General features: G+C 39.7%; 19 protein-coding genes and 1 pseudogene. 17 read left to right on the forward strand and 3 right to left on the reverse strand.

Features of this window, described 5'->3' with window-relative positions; genetic code table 11:
• Positions 1-62 precede the first annotated feature (62 nt).
• The 12 genes and pseudogenes from IPJ86_09830 (at position 63) to IPJ86_09885 (ending at position 8,745) form a co-directional block, all read left to right on the forward strand.
• The gene (locus tag IPJ86_09830; protein ID MBK7887569.1) at positions 63-947 is read left to right on the forward strand and encodes a class I SAM-dependent methyltransferase; all 885 of its coding nucleotides are present in this window, start codon (positions 63-65) and stop codon (positions 945-947) included.
• A 426-nt stretch (positions 948-1,373) separates the two neighbouring features.
• On the forward strand, positions 1,374-1,553 hold the full coding sequence (locus tag IPJ86_09835) for an oligosaccharide flippase family protein (GenBank protein ID MBK7887570.1): 180 nt from the start codon (positions 1,374-1,376) through the stop codon (positions 1,551-1,553).
• A gap of 62 nt (positions 1,554-1,615) precedes the next feature.
• Positions 1,616-2,344 (forward strand): oligosaccharide flippase family protein, encoded by a 729-nt coding sequence (locus IPJ86_09840; GenBank protein ID MBK7887571.1) that lies wholly within the window; start codon positions 1,616-1,618, stop codon positions 2,342-2,344.
• 35 nt (positions 2,345-2,379) lie between these two features.
• Complete coding sequence (locus IPJ86_09845) at positions 2,380-2,847, forward strand: polysaccharide biosynthesis C-terminal domain-containing protein (protein MBK7887572.1); 468 nt, start codon at positions 2,380-2,382, stop codon at positions 2,845-2,847.
• Positions 2,838-3,125 (forward strand): hypothetical protein, encoded by a 288-nt coding sequence (locus IPJ86_09850; protein MBK7887573.1) that lies wholly within the window; start codon positions 2,838-2,840, stop codon positions 3,123-3,125. The genes IPJ86_09845 and IPJ86_09850 overlap by 10 nt, the downstream gene beginning before the upstream one ends.
• 3 nt (positions 3,126-3,128) lie before the next feature.
• A complete protein-coding gene (locus tag IPJ86_09855; protein MBK7887574.1) occupies positions 3,129-3,365 on the forward strand; it encodes a hypothetical protein in 237 nt (78 codons plus the stop codon).
• A gap of 606 nt (positions 3,366-3,971) precedes the next feature.
• Positions 3,972-4,520 (forward strand): hypothetical protein, encoded by a 549-nt coding sequence (locus IPJ86_09860; GenBank protein ID MBK7887575.1) that lies wholly within the window; start codon positions 3,972-3,974, stop codon positions 4,518-4,520.
• Positions 4,521-4,797: 277 nt separating this feature from the next.
• Positions 4,798-4,998 carry a hypothetical protein gene (locus tag IPJ86_09865; protein MBK7887576.1) on the forward strand — a complete coding sequence of 67 codons (201 nt, stop codon included), beginning with the start codon at positions 4,798-4,800 and terminating at the stop codon, positions 4,996-4,998.
• Positions 4,992-5,576: pseudogene (locus tag IPJ86_09870) on the forward strand (asparagine synthetase B). Before IPJ86_09865 ends, IPJ86_09870 begins: the two are co-directional and overlap by 7 nt.
• 59 nt (positions 5,577-5,635) lie before the next feature.
• Positions 5,636-6,538 (forward strand): asparagine synthase, encoded by a 903-nt coding sequence (locus IPJ86_09875; protein MBK7887577.1) that lies wholly within the window; start codon positions 5,636-5,638, stop codon positions 6,536-6,538.
• Positions 6,535-7,464, forward strand: a complete 930-nt coding sequence (locus tag IPJ86_09880; GenBank protein MBK7887578.1) for a hypothetical protein — start codon at positions 6,535-6,537, stop codon at positions 7,462-7,464. The genes IPJ86_09875 and IPJ86_09880 overlap by 4 nt, the downstream gene beginning before the upstream one ends.
• Positions 7,465-7,941: 477 nt before the next feature.
• On the forward strand, positions 7,942-8,745 hold the full coding sequence (locus IPJ86_09885) for an FkbM family methyltransferase (GenBank protein ID MBK7887579.1): 804 nt from the start codon (positions 7,942-7,944) through the stop codon (positions 8,743-8,745).
• Positions 8,746-8,785: 40 nt separating this feature from the next.
• Here the strand turns inward: IPJ86_09885 and IPJ86_09890 are convergent, their stop codons facing one another.
• On the reverse strand, positions 8,786-12,850 hold the full coding sequence (locus IPJ86_09890; GenBank protein ID MBK7887580.1) for a PKD domain-containing protein: 4,065 nt from the start codon (positions 12,848-12,850) through the stop codon (positions 8,786-8,788).
• Positions 12,851-12,892: 42 nt separating this feature from the next.
• Between IPJ86_09890 and rdgB the strand changes: the two genes are divergently transcribed.
• From rdgB to IPJ86_09915, 5 genes are all read left to right on the forward strand, one after another.
• Positions 12,893-13,468, forward strand: a complete 576-nt coding sequence (rdgB, locus tag IPJ86_09895; protein MBK7887581.1) for an RdgB/HAM1 family non-canonical purine NTP pyrophosphatase — start codon at positions 12,893-12,895, stop codon at positions 13,466-13,468.
• A gap of 111 nt (positions 13,469-13,579) precedes the next feature.
• On the forward strand, positions 13,580-16,261 hold the full coding sequence (locus IPJ86_09900; protein ID MBK7887582.1) for a D-alanine--D-alanine ligase: 2,682 nt from the start codon (positions 13,580-13,582) through the stop codon (positions 16,259-16,261).
• Positions 16,262-16,269: 8 nt separating this feature from the next.
• Positions 16,270-17,052, forward strand: a complete 783-nt coding sequence (locus tag IPJ86_09905; GenBank protein MBK7887583.1) for a PASTA domain-containing protein — start codon at positions 16,270-16,272, stop codon at positions 17,050-17,052.
• Positions 17,053-17,058: 6 nt separating this feature from the next.
• Positions 17,059-18,981, forward strand: coding sequence for a T9SS type A sorting domain-containing protein (locus IPJ86_09910; GenBank protein MBK7887584.1), 1,923 nt, complete (start codon positions 17,059-17,061; stop codon positions 18,979-18,981).
• The gene (locus tag IPJ86_09915; GenBank protein MBK7887585.1) at positions 18,981-20,075 is read left to right on the forward strand and encodes an RluA family pseudouridine synthase; all 1,095 of its coding nucleotides are present in this window, start codon (positions 18,981-18,983) and stop codon (positions 20,073-20,075) included. The genes IPJ86_09910 and IPJ86_09915 overlap by 1 nt, the downstream gene beginning before the upstream one ends.
• Positions 20,076-20,282: 207 nt before the next feature.
• Here IPJ86_09915 and IPJ86_09920 read toward each other — a convergent pair whose 3' ends face one another.
• Positions 20,283-20,555, reverse strand: coding sequence for a T9SS type A sorting domain-containing protein (locus IPJ86_09920; protein MBK7887586.1), 273 nt, complete (start codon positions 20,553-20,555; stop codon positions 20,283-20,285).
• A 51-nt stretch (positions 20,556-20,606) separates the two neighbouring features.
• Positions 20,607-21,074, reverse strand: coding sequence for a hypothetical protein (locus IPJ86_09925; GenBank protein MBK7887587.1), 468 nt, complete (start codon positions 21,072-21,074; stop codon positions 20,607-20,609).
• Between the last annotated feature and the right edge of the window lie 187 nt (positions 21,075-21,261).

Below are 21,261 nucleotides of genomic sequence, written 5' to 3' on the forward strand. Positions count from 1 at the left end.
TCGTGATAAATGTATATTTGTAAAGATTAAATTTTCAAATCAATAGAGAAAATCTTAACGAAATGAACCATAGTCATTGTATTTTATGTAATTCAAAAGATATTTCAGAATTGGAAGGTTATGAAAGGCACCAATTGAGTAAATGTCAGTCCTGCGGTTTTGTGTTTATGTCAAGAATACCAAGCATTGATGAACTTCATGATCATTATAAATTATATTCCTATGCGTCAGACCGCACCGTTTCACCCCTGACTATTGATTCGTACAATAAGCTATTGGATGGTATGGAGAAGTACCGTAAGTTGAATACACTTATTGATGTGGGTTGTGGCAAAGGTTGGTTTTTAATTGAAGCGCGGAAAAGAGGTTGGAAAGTGTACGGGACAGAGTTTTCGGATGAAGCAATCAGGATTTGTACGGCTGCAGGTATTGAGATGACAAAAGGAGACTTGAGAGCGGATGCGTTTGAAGGTTTACAGTTTGATGTTGTTTTTTCATCGGAAGTCATTGAACATGTCAATAATCCCCGTACACAATTTCAACAAATGTTTGCTATTCTGCGTCCCGGTGGGCTGTTGTATTTAACAACACCAAATTTTAACTGCTATTTAAGGTTTAAGTTTAAAGCAGATTATAATATTATTGAGTACCCCGAACATCTCGGTTATTTTACTAAGTCAACCCTGAATTTCGCCTTAAAAGCCACTGGTTTTGTAAAGCGGAAATTGCTTACGACCGGAATAAGTCTGGACCGCGCAAGTTATAGTAAAAATGCCGGGACTTCAGCAGCTGTTGTTCCTGTTAAATTGATACCAAGAGATGAATCGATAAGAGCTACTATGTCCAAAAACAGAATGATGTTATTAATAAAAAGAATGGCTAATTTCTTTCTTTCTGTGACAGGTATTGGAATTACGCTAAAAGCATCGTATCAAAAGCCCCTCTAACTTATCTATTCTATGGATGGAAATATCACCGGAACCACAGGAGTACGGTTGTATAGAATTTTCAACATATCCTTTGTGTTCTTCGTTTACATAACCGGTGTAAAATCAAGTATTTGTAAAGTTCAGGGAGGTCATTGGTTTCATAAACGTTTAATTGAAATTGGGTGCTGAGTTTTCCATTGATCAAAAATGGCGACGTTGTTTATTATAGTTAAATGTATAATTTCGCTGGTATTAATTAACAATTCTTAACGTGATAGGGCTTTATAGATCACCAGTTGCAGAGGTCAAATCATACTAATGTCTTGACTGTAAGGTGTTAATAATATCTAATTTGGGACTTTCTCCATTCAACATTAAAAATTGCAGCAATAAATATGGATTGGTTTACGGTAATTAGATGTTTAGATATTTGCTAGCAATTTGATGAGTTCAGCACGTTCAACAAAAGTTTTAATTCTTACAATCGGCAATGGAATTAATGTGCTGATTAATTTTTTGACACTACCTTATCTCGTACGTACATTAAGTTATTTAAATTATGGGTCTTATGGACAGGTCTTAATGATTCTTGGATTGATTCAGGAGTTTTCACTTTTAATCTGAATCAGGTCGCGAATATTTACTTTTCCGACAGAAACTACGAATCAAAGGAAGTATTTTCAACTTTGTTTAGAATTACCATTCTGTTGAGTGTATTAGGTTCTGTTTTTATGATTGTATCAATTCCTATTGTTGAATTGGTTTTTTCGAATGATTTAATTCCACGATTGTTATTGTTGTCGTTATTGAATTTGTTTAGTCAAATTCCTATTCCTATTCTCATATCCGTACTGATTTATTTTGGCAGAGTGAAGCATACTGCAGCTATTTTAATTTTTTCAAATATTTTTAAAGTAGCGGTCATGTTTTGCTCAATTAAATTTTTCGATTCAATTGAACTCATGATGATAGGATTAAGCATTGCCAGTTTAATACAAGTCATATTGTTATTTTATTCAGTTCCAACGGAAGTTCGAAAACTAAATTTTTATAATAAACCTCTTGCAGGGAAATTTTTTAAAATGGCAACCCCTTTAGCCGTTTCCTCTTTAATTGAGAAATCATTGTTCTACATTGATGGTATCATGATTTCAGCAATGTTAGGTACTACTGCTTATGCTTTTTACAGAGCCGGCGCGATTGAAGTGCCTTTCATTGCAACTTTGTATGGTGCGGTTTCTACCATTGTAATGCCAGAGGTAGCCAAGTACTTTGCGGATAAGAATTATAAGGAAATAGTTAGATTGAAAAGTAGTGCTATTTCAACCACCGTTTTTTTTGTTTACCCGGTTTTGATATACTTCTTGTTCTTTTCCTACCCTCTGGTTTCTTTTATCTTTCTGAGAAGTATATAAATAGTGTTTTAGTATTTTCAATTTTTAATTTGTCCTTGCTCATTCGAATTAATGATTATCAGGATGTACTGATTGTGAGTGGAAATAGTAGATTTATTTTCAAGTCAGTGGTATTTACAACAATTTTAAATTTGATTTTAAATTATGTTCTAATTAAACTGTTTGGTGTAGAAGGTAGTGCCATGGCATTTATAATTTGCCTTGTAATTTTTGCAGGATTACTCACCTGGAAATCTATACGCATTATGAACTGCAAATTCACTGATCTGTTTGATTTACAATTGATTATTAAAATATCAATCGTTTCAGTCGCTCTGGTTTTAGCCGTGTATTCCCTTCATTTTTATTTCTTTAAGGGAGTTTGGTTCATTATATTTGTTGCTCCTGTGTATGCGCTGATTGTCTTTTTTACAGGTGTTAAACTGAACTTATTGCATCCCGCATTACTTGAGAATTTGAAATTGAGGTTAGGAAAAATAATGAAGCTGTTGAAATGGGCTTAGGAATACTTAATTATTATTTTAAGTCTATTGACAGGCCTTATTATATTCGGTTTGGTTGGGGACTCTTGTTGTTAAATTGGATAGTACAACGAATTTTCAGACAGAATGCTGAAGTTCCCTATTCCGTTCATTTTACAAATAAAATTACTGGTTGGCAGTATTGCCATTTTGAAGACGATATTGCATTAGCAAACTTATGTGTCAGTACCGGAGCCTATATCGCAGCATTTGAGGGGAACCTCTTTGCATGTTGGGGCTGGAACTATTTGGGCCTGTAATGTCTGCATCAAACTGTAAATCATGTGGCAGGAGATCTCTCAAAGTTTGAGCGGGGGTCAGTTAGTATTGGTCGTAATTGCTGGTTGGGTAATGGAGTCGTAATTACAGCAGGGGTCACTTTAGGAGATAATGTAGTGGTCGGTGCAAATGCTGTTGTGACTAAATCATTTCCTCCAAATGTGGTAATTGGTGGAGTGCCTGCAAAAATTCTTAAGGAGGTTGGAAATGGATCTTTGTAGACCGGGTTTTGTTTATGATGGTCAGGGATTGCAAGCTGGTGTTTGGATAATATGGAGAGATGTTTTTTTTAGATAGTAAGAATTATGAGGGGATTTGAAGTAGTTCGGGTTCTGAAAAGTCAGAAAAGGAATCAGGGTGTTGATGTGTTTCGAGGAATTGCTATTCTGGCAGTTGTGCTTTATCATTTTAATGGATCACTTCCTTTTGGTTACTTAGGGGTGGATTTGTTTTTTGTGGTTTCCGGATTACTTGTTGGTGGATTGTTGACGAAGGATTTTTTGCCAATGGTCGTATACATTTTTTTAGATTCATTCTGCAACGTGGATTTAAAATTTGGCCATCTTACTATGTGTTTTTTCTTTTGGGGTCTATACTTGCTTATTTTTTCTACAGGAATTCGCATCCGGATCAAATTATTCCCCTTTGGGATATGAAAAGGTATTTACTTTTTTATCAGAATTATACAGGTTTGCCTTTTCATTGGAGTTTTGATCACGTTTGGTCACTTGTGTTGAAGAACATTTTTATATTCTTTTGCCGCTGATGTTTTTGTTTATTCAAAGATTTGTTGCAGAGAAACAAAGAAAAATTATGGTTTACTCCTTGTGGTCGCTACATATTTCGCCGGAGTAGGGTTTAAAGCTTTATCATGGTATTTTACGGATGGGAAAGATACATATTCGGCTACCCATAATCGACTAGATGGATTAGCATGGGGAGTTTTATTGAATTTGATTATTTATGACCATGGCCATCGAATTAAGTCTTACCCCTATTTGAAAGGGATATTCTTAATTGGTTTAATGTTCTTTTTAGTAGTAATTTATATTTCAAGTGTGTTTAATAGCGAGCTCTACAATCGTGTCTTTCTTCCATCTCTTGTGCCGATCGCATATTTCCTGATGCTGATGGCGGTATACTTTATGGATTTTTCAAGGTGGTTGCCGGTCCGGTTTATAGCCTACTACAGTTATAATTGGTACTTATGGCATCCCGTTTTTGTCTATTTTATTTACGATAATTTCGGATATACCCCACTTGGATTGCTCATTTATTTGGTGCTTTCTTTTTCAATTAGTGTTATAATGACCATTTCTGTCGAAGAGTTTTTCCTGAACCGACGCGAAAAGATTTTGAAAAAGTGGTTTAGTTAGATGAATTGCGTTGTGACCCGTTAACGAGAATTTTGTTGAATTTTACTGTTTCTCCTTCATTTGTGATGCGAATGAGATTCAGAATGATTACAGGTGTTTTTATGCAAGGTTGACAGAATAGGCTTATGTTAGTTGGCCTGCGACAATGATGCCTGTTTTAAGATGTAAATTTGATGTCTTTTATATATTTTTGTTGTGATCAGTTAACTCTATGTGTGGAATTGCGGGAATATTTAGTAAGAATGAAGACGATGTAAGTCAAGCAAAGCTCACACTTATGTCCGAGAAGATTAAACACAGAGGACCTGACGGATTTGGCTTTTGGATTTCAGAGGATAGGAAATTAGGTTTTGCGCATCGTAGATTATCTATTATTGATCTGGATGTTTCGGCCAATCAACCTATGCACTATTTAAATCGCTATACAATAGTTTTTAATGGAGAGATTTATAATTATATTGAGTTAAGAGAGTTTTAAAGAACAAAGGGTATTCGTTCAGAACAAGTTCAGATACTGAAGTGCTCCTCGCATTATATGATTTTAAAGGAGAGCGTCTTCTCGAGGATCTGGATGGAATGTTTGCATTTGTTATTTATGATAATGTAGCAGGTTCTTTATTTTGTGCCAGGGATCGTTTTGGTGAAAAACCATTTTACTATTTTAAAGAGAATGGAATGTTTCTTTTCGCTTCAGAGATGAAAGCGTTGTGGGCAGCAGGTGTGCCAAAAATTCCGAATAACAGGATGATTTATTTGTATCTGGCATATAATACGCAGCATAATTTAAAGCAACCTGATGAAACTTTTTATCAGGATATATGGCAACTCGAACCTTCGCATTGTTTGTTCATCGATAAGGATCATAAAATCGTTAAAAAGAAGTATTGGGATATTGATTTAAAAAATCGAAATACCACAATCTCTATCGATGAAGCTGCATTAAAATTTACTGAACTTTTTACCAAATCTATTACCCGTCGACTTAGATCTGACGTGCCTGTGGGATCAAGTTTGTCAGGTGGTCTGGATTCATCAAGCTATAGTAATGTTTATTGATCGTATGAAGTCAGGTCTGCAGATTCAAAAAAACGTTCTCTGCCCGATTTGAAGGGTTTGTGAGAGACGAAGGTAAATACATTGAAAAAGTGCTTGCAGAAATTAACGTACAACCTTATCATGTTTTTTTGACACCGGAAGGACTGATAGGTGAATTGGATAAAGTATGTTACTATCAGGAAGAACCTTTTGGAAGTACGAGCGTGATTGCGCAGTGGGAAGTGATGAAACTCGCAAAGAAAAATGATGTCACTGTTTTAATGGATGGTCAAGGTGCCGATGAAGTGCTTGCAGGGTATTTCTATTATTTTGATAGTTTCTTTAGTTCTCTTTTTCGAAATGATAAAAGTGAATTCTTTCGACAAAGAAGTTGTTTCAAAGAACTTTACGGCAGAAAACATAGCTTAAATGCTTCTATGATGTTGGATACTTTTTTACCCAAGGCAAAGCCTTTTCTACGTGAGGTTAAAAATAAATGGGTTCCATCAGAATATTTGAAGCAATTTCATTCCGATTTTTCTCATGAATATAGAAATATAACTTTTAGATATGAACATTCTAATGACTTGAATGAATCTTTGTATTTCATACTATTTAAAGGAGGACTGCAAAATTTATTGCGTTATGCTGATCGTAATGCAATGGCAAATAGTGTAGAGGTCAGGTTGCCTTTTCTGTATCATGAACTCGTGGAGTTTGTTTTTAGCCTCCCTGATAATTTTAAATTACGAGACGGTTGGACAAAGTTTTTATTGCGCGAGTCGATGAAGAATATCTTGCCGGAAGAGATTTGCTGGAGGAAGGAAAAGGTAGGCTTTGAGCCACCGGCCTATAAGTCGATAAATGCCGAAAGTATTCAGTTGGGAATCGAAATGCTTGCCGGTAGAAATTTATTGAATAGAAAGAGTGCGCTGGAGAGTTTGTCGTGGGAATATGTTCAAATCTCAAAGCTGTTTTCATGAAGAAGAAGAGAATTTTATTTGCCGCATTGGATATAGGTTATCGGATTGAATTGTATACTAAATTTATTCAGACCCATCTTTCGGATCAATTACAGCCGGAATCCTTTACGAAGTTTAAATTAGCTGAATCACATTATAAAACCAGTTATGATTACGTATGCGCAGTGGATAAGCACAGTAAAGTATACGTTTATTTCTATACTTTTTTCTTTTTTCTTTATAGTCTCTTTCGTTTTGATGTTTTTCATTTTTTTTCCGGTGAAACATTGTTGACGAGGAAATTGCGTCGCTTTGAATTTAGAATGTATAAATTATTTGGGAAGAGAATAGTGATGCATTTTGTCGGTTCGGATATCAGAAGTCCTGAGTACTTGTTTTGGAAGGATAAGAACCTGGTGGAATTTTTGAATGGCAATCGTGGTTTTCCTTTAACATTGCCCTGGCAGGATGCTTTGATAAAGGATACTATGGACTTTGCTGATAAAATTTTGGTTTCAACTCCTGACTTATTATCAATTATACCTACTGCGAAGTATTATCCGGTTCTTATAGATTTTGATAAATTTGTAAGAGAGTCCGGTGGTTTAAGTATAAGTCGTCAGGATGATGCTAATGATAGAAAATATACAATTTTGCATTCGCCTTCTAACGCACGTGTGAAAGGTACTAAGTTTATTCATGACGCATTGGAGGAACTGAAAGTGGAGTATGGGGAAGAAGTCGAGACAATTACACCCGGTATCAGAATATTAAATTCAAAGAAGCTGTATAGTGTATCCAGATATGAATTGTTTGAATTGCTGAAGAAATCAGATGTGTTGATTGATCAACTCGTGATTGGATGGTACGGACTTCAAAGTATGGAAGCTCTTTTGAGTGGAGATGTAGTTCTTTGTTATTTGGAAAGTGGACTTGAGCAGTATTGATACCCGGGTTGCCCGGTAATCAATGTAAATGCTATTACACTTAAAGAAACTCTAACCAAATTAATTAACGAGAAAAGGCGGTTAGCAGCATCTGAGATCGAAACAAATATTGCATGGGTGAAAAAGTATCATACTATAGAAAACAATCATGAGCCATTGCTGGAAGCTTGGGGGATAGATCGTCAATCAGGTGTGGTTAGTTGAATTAAAACAATATGATTTATTTCCCTTCCTTTTATCACTAGGGTAGTGAAAGTCTTTTTGTTTTAAATGTGGCTATTACTATTTTTGTATAGATGGATTGTATCATTGGTTATATTGAATGGTGAAAAGTATGAAAAGAAGATGTGATTTTATTTGGTCTTTGATCGAAAAATCGAGCTGCTATCGTAATGGTGAATCTTTAAACTCACGCAGATGAAACCCGGAAAGTTGATTTTTTTTAATTTCTTCAGGAATATCCTGAGATTGCTTTCTATGGATAGAGCACTACCATTTTTGACAAGTGGAAAGGGCTATACTAATTTTTTCGTCAAATGTATTCCTCAAAATTATCAATACCCACCTCGTACATTCAGAAAGGTGGTCCGACATGGTGTGGGTTATAATTTGGATATTTCAGAGTACATGGAGTGGGTGATTTATTTTGATTTGAATGTGGAACATCGTAATGAATTATATCCACTCATTAAACCCGGTTTTGTTATTTTCGATGTAGGTACCAATATCGGTGAAACATTAATGAGTTTTGCCCATTTGGTTGGAAAAGGCGGATTCGTTTACGGGTTTGAGCCGGTGCCTTTTACGTATGCTAAGTGTATGGATAACCTTGCTCTCAACTCTTTTTCGAACGTTAAAGTGGAGAATATTGCCCTTTCTGATAGAGCTGAAAAACTTTTTTTTGATCCATTGACTTATAATAATAGTGGGGGTATCTACATGCGTAAGGATGCAGACCAGGAAGGAGGAATGGTAGAAGCTATTACACTAGATGAATTTGTGGAAAGAAATAGCATCACCCGATTGGATTTTCTTAAAATTGATGTGGAAGGATTTGAATTGAATGTACTCAAAGGCGCAGTAAATTCCTGTAAGAAATTCAGACCGGTATTATTCATTGAGGTGAATAGCCTGAATCTTTCCAGGCAGGGAGTGACATCAAAAGATTTAATTAACTTGATTGTTTCATATGGTTACCATATTCACAAAGTGGACGAAAAGGAAATGGATTCCACCGGATTGGAACATTATGATATTATCGCCACCTACGGAAATACATAGTTTATCCTGTAAAGTTATGATAAGTTAAAGATCCCGGTTTTTATCTTTTTATGATTTTCTGATAATACGTATCTTCTCCATCAATAATACTTAAAATATAAGATCCTGATGGAAGATCACTGATATCCATCTGGAGACGATTAAATCCCTTGGCTAATGAGAAGAGTTGAGCTTCTCTGACAAATTGCCCATAAACATCAGTAATTTGAATATTTATTTCTTTTTCATCAATCGAGTTTACAGGTATAATAAAAATTCCGTCATTTGGATTTGGATATGCTCCCAGGATTTCTTGTGATTTTGCTGTAGAGGAACAATCTTCATTATTTGCACTTATAGCATCTGTGGTATGATTGACGTTGGTCACTTTTACACAAATGAATTCCGGTGCACTGGCATCTTTCAGGAATCTGGTTTTTAATTTTATGTTGGTCTGATTTCCCGGAAGAATATTGACATTATCAATGTATTCTGAAACAGGACTCTTCGATTGGAGAAATGCATTTATATCAAAATTTTCTATCGTTATATTTCCTAAATTTCTAAACGTAGCAGTTACCTCATAAGCATCCACAGTTTCCAGGTAATTGCTGGATTCTACAGCAATATCTAGATAAGGAAGTAAGACTAATACCGTGGACTGTGCACTGTCTATGCATCCTTTACCTGAAGTGGTGATAAGGTGTATGGTAAAGGTGCCGGTGTCTGAAAACACATGTATCGGAGAGGCATTTGTGCTTATCGGTGAACCGTCGCCAAAATCCCATAAATAAAAACCGGAATCTGAAGTATTAGTAAATGTTACCTGATGTGGGGGTGAGCCAAAGTCAGGGTCAGTGGTAAAACTGGTTTGAGGCAAGTTAAAAACAACTACGTTTTTACTTATAGAGTCCTTACAACCATAATTGCTGATGACTTCTAATTGTACGTTAAAAATCCCTGATGTCGTTGTTACTATGGATTGATTTTGCAAGGTTGCCTGAACCGGGAAATTTGTTGATTTCCATTTCCATTGATTGATGGGATCTATAGCCGAACTGCTGTTGTCGTTTAAAAAAATGGTATCACCTACACAAGTCGAATCGGTTATGAAATCAGAAACCGGATTGGGAATCACTTCTGCTATAAGAGTGTCATTTAAAGAACATCCATTGTTTAAATTGGTGTAGGTGAATATAACAGTTTTTAGACCTGAGAATGTATAGGTATGCGACGGTTGCGCTTGCAAGGATGAAGTTGAATCTCCAAAATCCCAATTGTAGCCCGGGTTTGTTACCACACTACCAATAGGAGTAAAGTTGAAACTGTTGGGATTTCCAAAACATGCTTTAGAAGTTAACAATTGAAATTCCGGCGACTCATCTACAGCTATTAATTTAATGATACTATCCCTACACCCTTGATCTGTAGTGGCAATAAGCTGAACAGGATAAGCTGCTGATTGGGTAAATATATGCTGAGGATCCTGAACGCCTCCTAAAATAGTTCCATCGCCAAAATTCCATGTCCAGTCAATGATTTGTGTGGAACTTATTGTACTGCTGTCAGTGAAGGTGATTTCATTATACGTACAGGCCTTGCTGGTAGTAAAGTACACTGTAGGATTTGGATACACAATGATCGTTTTGGAAATAGTATCGCTACATCCATTATTGTCTGATACTGTCAATGCAACAGAATAATTGCCGGTGTCTGTATATTGATTCATCGGATTCTGTAATACAGAGGTGTTGGTGTCTCCAAAGGACCAACTCCAGTTACTGATAGGTAGTGACGATCCACTAAGGCTTAGGTCTACAAACTCTGCCGTTCCACCTTCGCAAATATCGGTGAAACTGAAGTCGGCTTCCGGACTTGAAATTACATGAATAGTTTTTGTTAGAGAGGAAGAACAGTTCGTTTTAGTTTGTAAGGTAAGAGTAACGAAATAGGTCCCTGCGGTAGCATAGGTATGACTGATGGTGGAAAGTAAACTGTCGCTTTGTCCATCACCAAAGTCCCATGTTCTGCGAATGACGGTTTCTCCATTTGCTATACTGCTGGAATCCGTTAATACTACACCACTATTAGCACAAATGGTATCATCGTCAATGTGAAAATAAGTGGTTGCCGGAGGACCAATATGAATAGTATCCGTCATGGTGTCGATGCATCCATTAGTAGCAGTTGCAGTCAATACCACCGGATAGTCACCGGCCTGTAATGGTGAGAAAGCGAAAGTTGGATGAACAAGTGAGCTGGTATCGGTTGAAGTAAAATTCCATACATAGTCAATGTTAATTCCACCTGTTATTACGGTAGAATTAGTGAAATTAACGGTGTCTCCCAGACAAGTATTGGAAACTGAAAACGAAACAATTGGACCCGGAACAACATTGACATATTTTAAAGTAGAATCTATGCAACCGGTACTGGCTTCAATAAATAGTTGTACAGGAAAAGAACCATCTGAATTATAACTATAGTTTACCTGATTTCCTGTTAATGTATCAAGAGGTGAAAAAACCCATGACCAACTGGTAAGTGACCCCGCTGAAGTGGTGGAGTTATCTGTGAATACAATAGATGCGCCAGCGCAAGAATTGTTTGCAAATAGGAAATCGGAAACGGGAGGGTCATTTACTGTGATTTGACTGGTTGCTGTATCGCGACACCCTGCACTATTAATGGAGATCAGCGTCACATCATAGTTGCCTGAAGTTGTATAGATATTTGAAAGAGTACTATCACTCCCTGTTTGACCATCTCCAAAATTCCAATCATAGATAGTAGGATTTCCGGTGCTTGTACTGGCAAAAGAAGTGGGAGCAGAGGTACAAGCAGCTGTACTGGTAAAAGAAGAAGAGGGTGCTTCACTAATGTAGATGGAGTCCCTGATTGTTGTGGCAAAACCGCTTACCGTGTCGGTTATAGTTAAACTATAAACAAAGTTTCCCGAATCATTAAAAATTGTCATGGGGTTTTCATCTGAAGAAACTTCAGAAATTACATTTCCTATTTGTGGGTATTTAAACCAGGAAAGTTCGCCGGTATTGTAATTACAGGCAATACCTCCAATTTCACTTTCGTTTTTCTTAATTGCATATGTCCAAAAACCGGATCCAAAGGCTCCAATGGTTCCTTGGTTTTGATAGATGGGCGTTGTGTTTCCCGCATTGGTACCAAGATGAAAAGCATGGAACAACTCACCACCGTAGGTGTTGCATTGCAGTATCCAGTTTCCGGCTTCATTGATCATATTGATTTTTCGATAAGCATACTGCGTGCTAAACGTGAAATCAGAAATTTGAACAGGTGTTGAAGTTACCGCATTTCCGAAATCAATTATCGTTATTGGTGATGCGCTTACATAAGCAACATACCCGTACATATGTCCGCAGTCGTTCACCAATGCAGTAGTTATTGGGCTGGTTCCGGGAACAGCAATATTATAGCCGGCCGGAGTATTGTTGGTAATGGATGTTCCGAAATTGATCACCGTGACATTGCCACCTGAAATATTTGCTATGAGTACTATAACATCGTTTCCCATTTTTTTAAGGGCCATATTGGAAGGTGATGCAAATAATCCCGGCGGTAATGTTACCGCAGTAGCTGTAGGTGTATTTAGAAGACTGTTTCCAAATGAAACTCTTGTCAATTGTCCAAAGACGGTATTTATTAAGCCATAGTAATTTCCATTTTCATGAAATAATATGAAGTCCTGGTTACCGGAGCCAATCATTCCGCCCACATCGCCGAGACTTGTAAATACAGGAGTGTTGGAGAGGGAATTTCCGTATTCAATCCTGACTAAACTTGCAAATGATTTTAAGTTGAATCCAATATAATTATTGTTTTCTTTCATGAAGTCTATCCCTGTACTTGTAGCAATTTCTGTCGGATATGTTCCCGTGATTCCTCCCGCAGGAACAAAACGCGTATCTGCAGCATTAAAATCCCAACTATAGGATAAATTACTTCCGGTAGAGGCATTTGAAAATAAAACAGAAGTACCTTTACAGGCGGAGTCGGGAGCAGTGAACGATGGAGTCGGGCATTGTGCCGCCATTTCAGTTCCCGATAGTGATAAGATGAAGATAATTACTGCGTATATTCTGTTCATCTTGTTGGTGTTTGGTAAGTCAAAGATAAGAGTATGCATATGATCCGTTTGGTGCTGGCCACAAATAACCCGCACAAAGTGAAAGAAATACGAAAAATCCTCCCCGAAAGTTTCGAATTGCTCGACTTAAAGCAGGCCGGTGTGACAGAGGAATTACCCGAGACTTCCGGTACGATTGAGGGTAACGCGATTCAAAAGGCATTAAGAGTTTGGGAATTGACTGGTATGCAATGTGTTGCGGATGATAGTGGTCTGGAGGTGGAAGTCCTTGGCGGTAAGCCGGGTGTTGATTCAGCGCATTTTGCCGGTCTCCCGCGAAACGATGCACGAAATGTAATTTTTTTACTGGATCAGCTGGAAGGTGTTCAAAATCGTCGAGCCGGCTTTCGAACGGTACTCGCTTATGTTCAAAATGGAGAGGTCTTTACCTTTGAAGGCACCGTTCAGGGTGTAATTTCCAACGCGCAACGAGGGACAGGTGGCTTTGGATACGATCCGGTATTTGTTCCGGAGGGCTATGAGAAGTCATTCGCAGAATTGCCTGCCGAAGTGAAAAACTCGATTTCTCATAGAGCAAATGCATTGAAATTATTTCATGATTTCATCGTTAAACGGTAATTTTCCTGAAGGGTATTTGGAATTTATTTTCAACAGTGAATACCTGAAATCTGTTCATCGCCTCCGGTTATAGCCGATTCTAATTTCCTACCTTTGTTCTCCATGGAAAAATTGCGTATCGGAGTCGTCTTTGGTGGCTGTTCCCGTGAAAGAGAGGTTTCTTTTGCAGGCGGTCGGACAGTTTATGATAATCTCAATAAGTCAATCTTCGAACCTATCCCCTTGTTTGTGGATAGTTTCGGGAATCTCATTCTTCTGACCTGGGAGTTCATCTACAAAGGCAGCATCCGCGATTTTTATCCCCCCGCAGAGCTGATTCCTCCTTCAGCGCATGCTTTCCAGGTCTATGCAGAATCATTGGGCGACCTCGATCGTCAGGAACAAGTGAAACTCGTCAATAAAGTAGGTTCCAGAATTGAACCGACAGCACTCTCTTCCATTATCGATATGGCTTTTTTATGCCTGCATGGCAGTGACGGAGAAGACGGTCGCATCCAGGGTTTGTTGGAATATCTGAGAATACCCTATACCGGTTCCGGAATTTTATCTTCTTCTATCGGGATGAATAAGGCGATTCAAAAGGAGTTGATGAAGAATGCCGGGTTTGATGTTCCTGAGTATTGCACCATTCAGCGGGAAGAATGGCTCAAAGGAAATCGGGAAGAAATTTATTCGAAGGCAAAGCAGACAGCAGGATTGCCTCTTGTAGTGAAAGCCGCCAATCAGGGTTCATCCATCGGCGTTAGTATCTTGCAGCAGGACGAAATAGATTCCTTTACGAATGCAATGAACCGCGCTTTCTTCATTCGTCGTATAACTAAATGTGAATGGGATACCATGGACTTCCAGACGAAGGTGGTCTGGGTGAGGGAAGTATCGGATATTCGTGAAGGAGTAGGGCTGCCGCTGATGATCGGTAACCGTACATTTTACCATCCGGAGGAGTTGCTGAGTGTGATGCTCGACCTCTTTTCTGAAAACGATCCGGAACTGGTGCTTGTTGCAAGAGATGGAGAAAGTTCAGTGCTGGTGGAAGCATTCATCCAGGGAAAGGAGTTTTCCTGTATTGTGGTGGAAGATGAGATGGGATTGCCTGTTGCACTTCCTCCAACCGAGATCCGTAAAGGGAAAGAACTCTTCGACTATCGTTCGAAATATCTGCCGGGTTTGTCTCGTAAAATCACACCCATCCAGTTGCCCGATAATGAAATAGAAGCCATTCGCATCTTGTGTGAAAAGCTATTTACTTCATTGCATTTTGATGTATATGCCCGTATCGATGGTTTTATCAATGATCAGGGAAAGATCTTCCTCAATGATCCCAATACCACATCGGGAATGATGCCGAGTTCTTTTTTCTTCCATCAGGCAGCAGAGATCGGAATGAATCCCTCTCAATTTATCACTTATATTCTCTACACCTCTCTCCGCAACCGTATCAGCGATACGAAACAATACGATAAGGGGCCTGCTCTTTTACGTAAATTCGATAAGTTGATCGATACGAATCACCATGCTTCTGAAAAGCGTACCCGCGCGGCCGTTATACTTGGCGGCTATTCTTCAGAGCGACACATCTCTGTGGAAAGCGGAAGAAATATTTATGAGAAACTGGCTTCCAGTGATAAGTACGAAGTGCTCCCCGTCTTCTTAACCGGAAATCAAAAACAGCACGAGCTCTATACCATTCCGATCAATGTCCTCCTGAAGGATAATGCCGATGATATTCGCGAGAAAATCCTCGATTTCCATATTCATCCGGTCATTGAAAAAATTATCGGGCGTTGCAGTAAACTTACTGACCGCTTTGCCAATTCCCGCAACCTCGAAGCCCCTCAACGTCTATCCTATGATGAACTTTCGAAGCGTTGCGATGTAGTCTTTATCGCCTTGCACGGTCGTCCCGGTGAGGATGGCTCCCTGCAGGTGGAACTCGAAAAAGTGGGACTTCCTTACAATGGTTCCGGGCCGGCCTCTTCTCAAATCACCATTGATAAATACCGGACGAATGAGCTGCTGGGAAAGAATAATTTTAAAGTAGCTAAGCATTATCTGGCCAATGAATTTGACTGGCTGGCAGATCCCGCCCTCTTCTTAAATACGATTTCCGAAAAATTTACGTTCCCCTTTATAGCCAAGCCGGTGGACGATGGTTGCAGCTCAGCCGTGAAGATTATTCGTTCAAGGGAAGAGTTGGAAGCCTATGTGCGTCTCGTCTTTAGAACCAATAAGGAGTTGGAGGCAAATCTGGCGGAAATATTAAAAATTAAACCGAAGGAAGAGTTTCCGATAAAGCAAAATATCTTGTTCGAAGATTTGATCACTTCCAATGGTGCAAGCCGGTTTATCGAAATTACCGGAGGTATGCTCACAGCTGTCAACGAAGCCGGTCAATTGGAATACGAAGTATTTGAAGCTTCCGAGGCTTTATCAGAGGGAGATGTGCTCTCGCTGGAAGAAAAATTCCTGGCAGGGCAGGGGCAGAATATCACTTCCGCCCGGTACAGTCGTGATCAGGAAGAGAATAAATTGATTTCATCCTATGTAAAACGTGAATTTGAAAAGGCAGCTCGTCTTTTGAAAATTGAAGGCTATGCACGCATTGATGCCTTCGTGCGGATTTTTTCTCCAGAAAAAGTAGAAGTCATTTTTATCGAAGTGAATTCCCTCCCCGGTATGACACCCGCCACCTGTATCTTCCATCAGGCGGCCATAGCACATTACCGGCCTTATGAGTTCATTGATAAAATTCTGGACTTCGGTAGAAAACGTAAACAAAGTCAACCGGCATAAATAATTTCATGAAGAAGCTATTCAAATTCATCTGCTCCCGGGTTTTCGTCATCAATTTTACATTGGCCACCTTGCTCATCTTTGTTATTTTATTTGGCACTTATAAATGGCTAAATGGATATACTAACCATGGAGAAACAATAACAGTTCCCGATTTAAAAGGAATGAAGTTTAAAGAACTGGAAGCATTTCTCGAAGGAAAATCGTTTCAGGTGAAAGTGGCCGATTCTTCTGTATTCATTCTGGATAAACCTCCCGGAGTAGTCATCGATCAGGATCCCGCTCCGAATATGAATGTGAAGGAAGGGAGAACGATTTATGTAACCGTTACCCGTACCGTTCCACCACAAGTGAAAATTCCGAATCTCATTGATGTATCGCAGCGACAAGCCGAGGCAATTCTGGCTTCATACGGTTTAAAAGTCGGACAGATCATCTACAAACCCGATCTTGCAAAAAACGCGGTCTTATCCTTAATGTATAATGGTGCTGAAATAAAAGCCGGTGCTGATATCACCAAGGGTGCTGTCATTGATCTGGTTTTGGGAGATGGAATTGGAAATACAGAAGTGGAAGTGCCATCGCTTAAAGGGCTGACAGTTGATGAAGCCTTGTTCGTATTGCAAGGTTCTTCACTCAATCCCGGCGCCATGGTCTATGATGAGAGTGTGGAAGATTCAGCAGCAGCAAAAGTGTATCGCCAGGTTCCTGAACCCGGTGATTCTATCTATATAAAACAGGGTGAAGCCATTGATCTTTTCTTTACCCAAACACCTGATAAGTTAAAATAATTCGAAATGAAGAATAAGCAGTTCTACTCCCTGATATTTTTATTCGCCACTATGCTCTGTGTTACAAATGTGTTTTCCCAACATGAACGTTTGGTGCCGCTGAGAAATAATCCGGTCATTCAGAAATATCTCACCGATCATCCTGCCTCTTCTTTCCGAATGGCCAATTTAACAGATACTGTTGATCTTCCGTTTATCGATGATTTCTCTACCACTGCCGTTTATCCTTCTACCGATTTATGGACCGATAATTATGTTTATATCAACAGTACCTTCCCTCGTAATCCGCTCACCATTGGTGTGGCCACTTTTGATGGATTAAATGCGGAAGGAAACCCCTACGATAATTCAGCTTCTACCATTCAGGGCGGTTGTGATACACTCACGTCGAAGTATATCCGCTTATTGACCCGTCCTTCTTCCCAGGGTGGGGGAGTATATTCACTTTCCGACAGTATTACACTGAGTTTCTATTGGCAGAAGAAAGGCTGGGGCGATGGTCCCGATTCAGGAGATTCATTGGTGCTCGATTTTTATAATCCTTCTACCAATCAATGGAGTCGTCAGTGGTTTTTACGTGGATTGATTTCCGGCGGACAGGATACCATTTTTACCAATGTGCAGGTGAGGGTAACCAATGCCGTTTGGCTGCAGGATGGTTTTCGTTTCCGGTTTAGGAACTATGGCTCCCGAACAGGAAGTCTGGATCACTGGCATATTGATTATATTCGCATGTACAGGGCCTACAATCAGTTTACCGGACAAATGGATACCGTTCTCTCAGATGTAGCCATGACGCTGCCCGCCACCAGTCTCATGAAGGAATATTCATCCGTTCCATGGGATCATTTTGTTTCCCTCTCATCCATTGATCAGCAAAATTTATTGAGAGATTCTTCGGCTATGCAATACCGTGTGAACGACCCATCACCTGCTGATGTGGGTTTTAACAACAGGATATATAACTATAACGGGAATTATGTTTCCGGTTTTGGAGCCGACAATGGAAATATATTTCCGGGCCGACCCAATAATATTCAATTGAAATATGATTTTGGAGTGGATTCCATCTTTCCGAACACCCCTTCTTTGGCAGCAGACAGCAACAGATTCACAGTAAAAAATTATTTCACCAATGGTAATGCCTTCGGTGGATTAAAATCGAATGATACCGTTACCTATACACAGGAGTTTTATAATTATTATAGTTTCGACGATGGCAGTGCGGAAGTGGGGTACGATCTCATCAATGCTCCAAATGGTAAAGTCGCACTGAAGTTCGAAATCATGAAGCCGGATACACTTCGGGCCATTCGCTATTTCTTTCTTCAGCAAGGCCCTAACGTGAGTAATAAACTGTTTTCAATTAAAGTATGGAGTAGCCTGAATCCGGAAACGGTGATCTACCAGGAATCGGCCCAACGTCCCGCTTATACCAGTGTTATCAATGGATATGCGACATACGTCCTTGATCAGATTGTCCCTGTTAGTGGAACAATTTATATCGGCTTCCAGCAAGTACTTGGAGATGGATTACACCTGGGCTACGACAGGAATACGGCTTCAAACTCAAGAATGTTTTACAATGTGGGTGCGGGCTGGATACAAACTGCCATCACTCCCGGTACATTCATGATGCGTCCGGTGATGGGCGATACCACGTTGTTTGTAGGAGTACCTGAAGAGAATCCGGACAACTATAATTTCACAGTTGCTCCAAACCCTGCTGATGGTATGGTGAATTTTATCTTCAGCAAATCGAATGGAAGTGAGCAGTTGGAGGTTTGGAGTGTGGATGGACGATTGGTGCATTCCTCTTCTCTCGTTACGCGTCTGGAAACAAATGCATTTTCTCCGGGTGTTTATATCGTTCGGGTACGCAATCAGCAAGCAATATTGGCACAACGCCGTTTAATAATTTCAAGATAATGATCGTTACAGGAGATGAGTTGGACGATACCTTGCCTGAGGGATCGGAAGAAGCGAGTGAGCAGGAGCAGGATGAATTATTCGAGCATTATCGGATTGTAGCAGATAAGAATCAATCGCTGCTGAGAGTCGATAAATTTCTCATCAACCGTTTACAGAATGTTTCCCGAAACCGCTTGCAGATAGCGGCAGAAGCAGGTTCCATTTTGGTCAATGGGAAAGCGGTGAAGTCGAGTTATAAGGTGAAGCCCGGGGATACAGTAACCGTTGTGCTTGCACATCCACCACGCGATATTGAATTGTATCCGGATGATGTTCCATTGGATATCGTATACGAAGATGATCAGCTCTTCGTCATTAACAAACAGGCCGGCTTAGTGGTTCACCCTGCTTACGGACATTATCGTGGTACCCTGGTCAACGGACTCGTGCATATCATGTATCCTGATCTCATCGACCAGCCGATAAAATCAGAATCTATTCGTCCGGGCCTGGTGCATCGCATCGATAAAAATACTTCGGGATTAGTGGTTGTTGGCAAGACAGAGCAGGCGATGACGCATCTCTCCAAACAATTTTTTGATCGTACCATTGAGCGGCTTTACTTAGCGCTGGTATGGGGTGATTTTTCGGAAGAGTCCGGAACCATCACCGGACATATCGGGCGAAGCTTAAAAGACAGAAAGGTCATGGATGTATTTCCTGATGGCACACATGGTAAACATGCCATCACTCATTTCAAAGTATTGGAACGATTTGGATACGTCACTCTCATCCAATGCAAACTCGAAACCGGGAGGACCCATCAGATAAGAGCCCATCTCAAACATATTGCCCATCCGCTCTTCAACGACGAAACCTACGGCGGCAACCGCGTCCTCAAGGGAACCGTTTTTACCAAGTACAAGCAATTCGTTGAAAATTGTTTTGAGATGATACCCCGCCATGCCCTCCATGCTAAGTCCCTCGGCTTTGAACACCCCACCACCGGCAAATTCATGTTCTTCGAAAGCATCCTCCCTCCCGATTTCCAATCCGTCATCGAAAAATGGAGAGCCTACGCGTCGCATCAGAAACTTACCATTGATCAGTAATTTTAATTGCGATCGAATTTCTCTTCACCAAGGAGGAATTAATGAATTGATGAGTTGATGAATTGATGAATGTTTTGAATGAAGGGTTGAATTTTGAAATAAATATAAAGTTATTGTTTTAAAAAAATTCCTCCGTGATTCTTCGTGCTCTTTGTGCCTTAGTGGTTAAAAAGAAAAAATCCTTCGATGACGATGATCTCTATGCACCTACAATTTGATAGTTTTCGACGAAACACTTTCCGCCTCAGTAATTAAATTCACAAAATAAACCCCATTCGCCACCGCATTCATCGAAATCTCTCCCGTCACATACCCTCCCGCAATCACCTCAATTTTTTTCTCGTACACCAACCTCCCTTCCATATCAAATAACCGCAAACTCCCCGTTCTGCCTTTGAGTTTGGAGGCGTTGACGTGAATCATATTCCATTCACTATTGTACCAGGCTGAAAAACACCTCCTGCTGCGGTACATTATCATCCACCCCACACTCAAGTATCACGGCGAGCCCACCCAGGCACCGAGTTGTAATCAGGATTGTTGGGAGGCAGTACGTGGGCACCAAGTAAAAACTAAAAGGCTGAAATCGAAGGAGGCGAGTGAATCGGGTTGGTTGATGCGAGAGGTTAGAGTTGATGGTGGTAACTTATCCGGGTAAGGCCAGGCGTAGTTTTCATCAAAGGTGGAAATATATATTTTATCGTCAGGTGCTTTAAGTATTGACCAAACACCCATATTCGGATCAGTAAAAACACCTACTGCGACTTTGGAGTTAACAATATTACTTGATGTTAAATCATATTGCCAAATGGTAGATGGCTGCGTGCTAAGTGAGGCTTCACAAACATATAAGAACCTTTCATTGGGTGAAAAGGCGCAGCTTGTCAATACCAATGGAAATGGTCCGGCTCCTTCCGGTTGAATTGCAGTAAAGGAAGTGATCTGACCGCTGCATCTGTCGAAATCGCAGAGTTGAATTAAGCCAGCTAGTGAAACCATTGCAAACTTATTTCCTTCAGAACTAAAAATCAAATGCCCACCATTTGTTGTATGATCTAATCCAGTATTTTGGTTAAATGGCCCTGAAATACCTGAAGGGTCTATTAAATAAAAAAAGTATGCGTTAGTGGGAGTCGTTGCATTTGGTGCAAACCATCGCTGAAAAATCAACCACCAACTCTACCAT

It is taken from the genome of Bacteroidota bacterium, assembly GCA_016713925.1.
Lineage (GTDB): Bacteria > Bacteroidota > Bacteroidia > AKYH767-A > OLB10 > JAJTFW01.

Bases quoted from the DNA above. Each gene is read 5' to 3' on its own strand.
- IPJ86_09830 (MBK7887569.1), top strand. From the start codon at position 63: ATGAACCATAGTCATTGTATTTTATGTAATTCAAAAGATATTTCAGAA.
- IPJ86_09835 (MBK7887570.1), top strand. From the start codon at position 1,374: ATGAGTTCAGCACGTTCAACAAAAGTTTTAATTCTTACAATCGGCAAT.
- IPJ86_09850 (MBK7887573.1), top strand. From the start codon at position 2,838: ATGGGCTTAGGAATACTTAATTATTATTTTAAGTCTATTGACAGGCCT.
- IPJ86_09865 (MBK7887576.1), top strand. From the start codon at position 4,798: ATGTCCGAGAAGATTAAACACAGAGGACCTGACGGATTTGGCTTTTGG.
- IPJ86_09880 (MBK7887578.1), top strand. From the start codon at position 6,535: ATGAAGAAGAAGAGAATTTTATTTGCCGCATTGGATATAGGTTATCGG.
- IPJ86_09885 (MBK7887579.1), top strand. From the start codon at position 7,942: ATGGATAGAGCACTACCATTTTTGACAAGTGGAAAGGGCTATACTAAT.
- IPJ86_09890 (MBK7887580.1), bottom strand. From the start codon at position 12,850: ATGAACAGAATATACGCAGTAATTATCTTCATCTTATCACTATCGGGA.
- IPJ86_09905 (MBK7887583.1), top strand. From the start codon at position 16,270: ATGAAGAAGCTATTCAAATTCATCTGCTCCCGGGTTTTCGTCATCAAT.
- IPJ86_09910 (MBK7887584.1), top strand. From the start codon at position 17,059: ATGAAGAATAAGCAGTTCTACTCCCTGATATTTTTATTCGCCACTATG.
- IPJ86_09915 (MBK7887585.1), top strand. From the start codon at position 18,981: ATGATCGTTACAGGAGATGAGTTGGACGATACCTTGCCTGAGGGATCG.
- IPJ86_09920 (MBK7887586.1), bottom strand. From the start codon at position 20,555: ATGATAATGTACCGCAGCAGGAGGTGTTTTTCAGCCTGGTACAATAGT.
- IPJ86_09925 (MBK7887587.1), bottom strand. From the start codon at position 21,074: ATGGTTTCACTAGCTGGCTTAATTCAACTCTGCGATTTCGACAGATGC.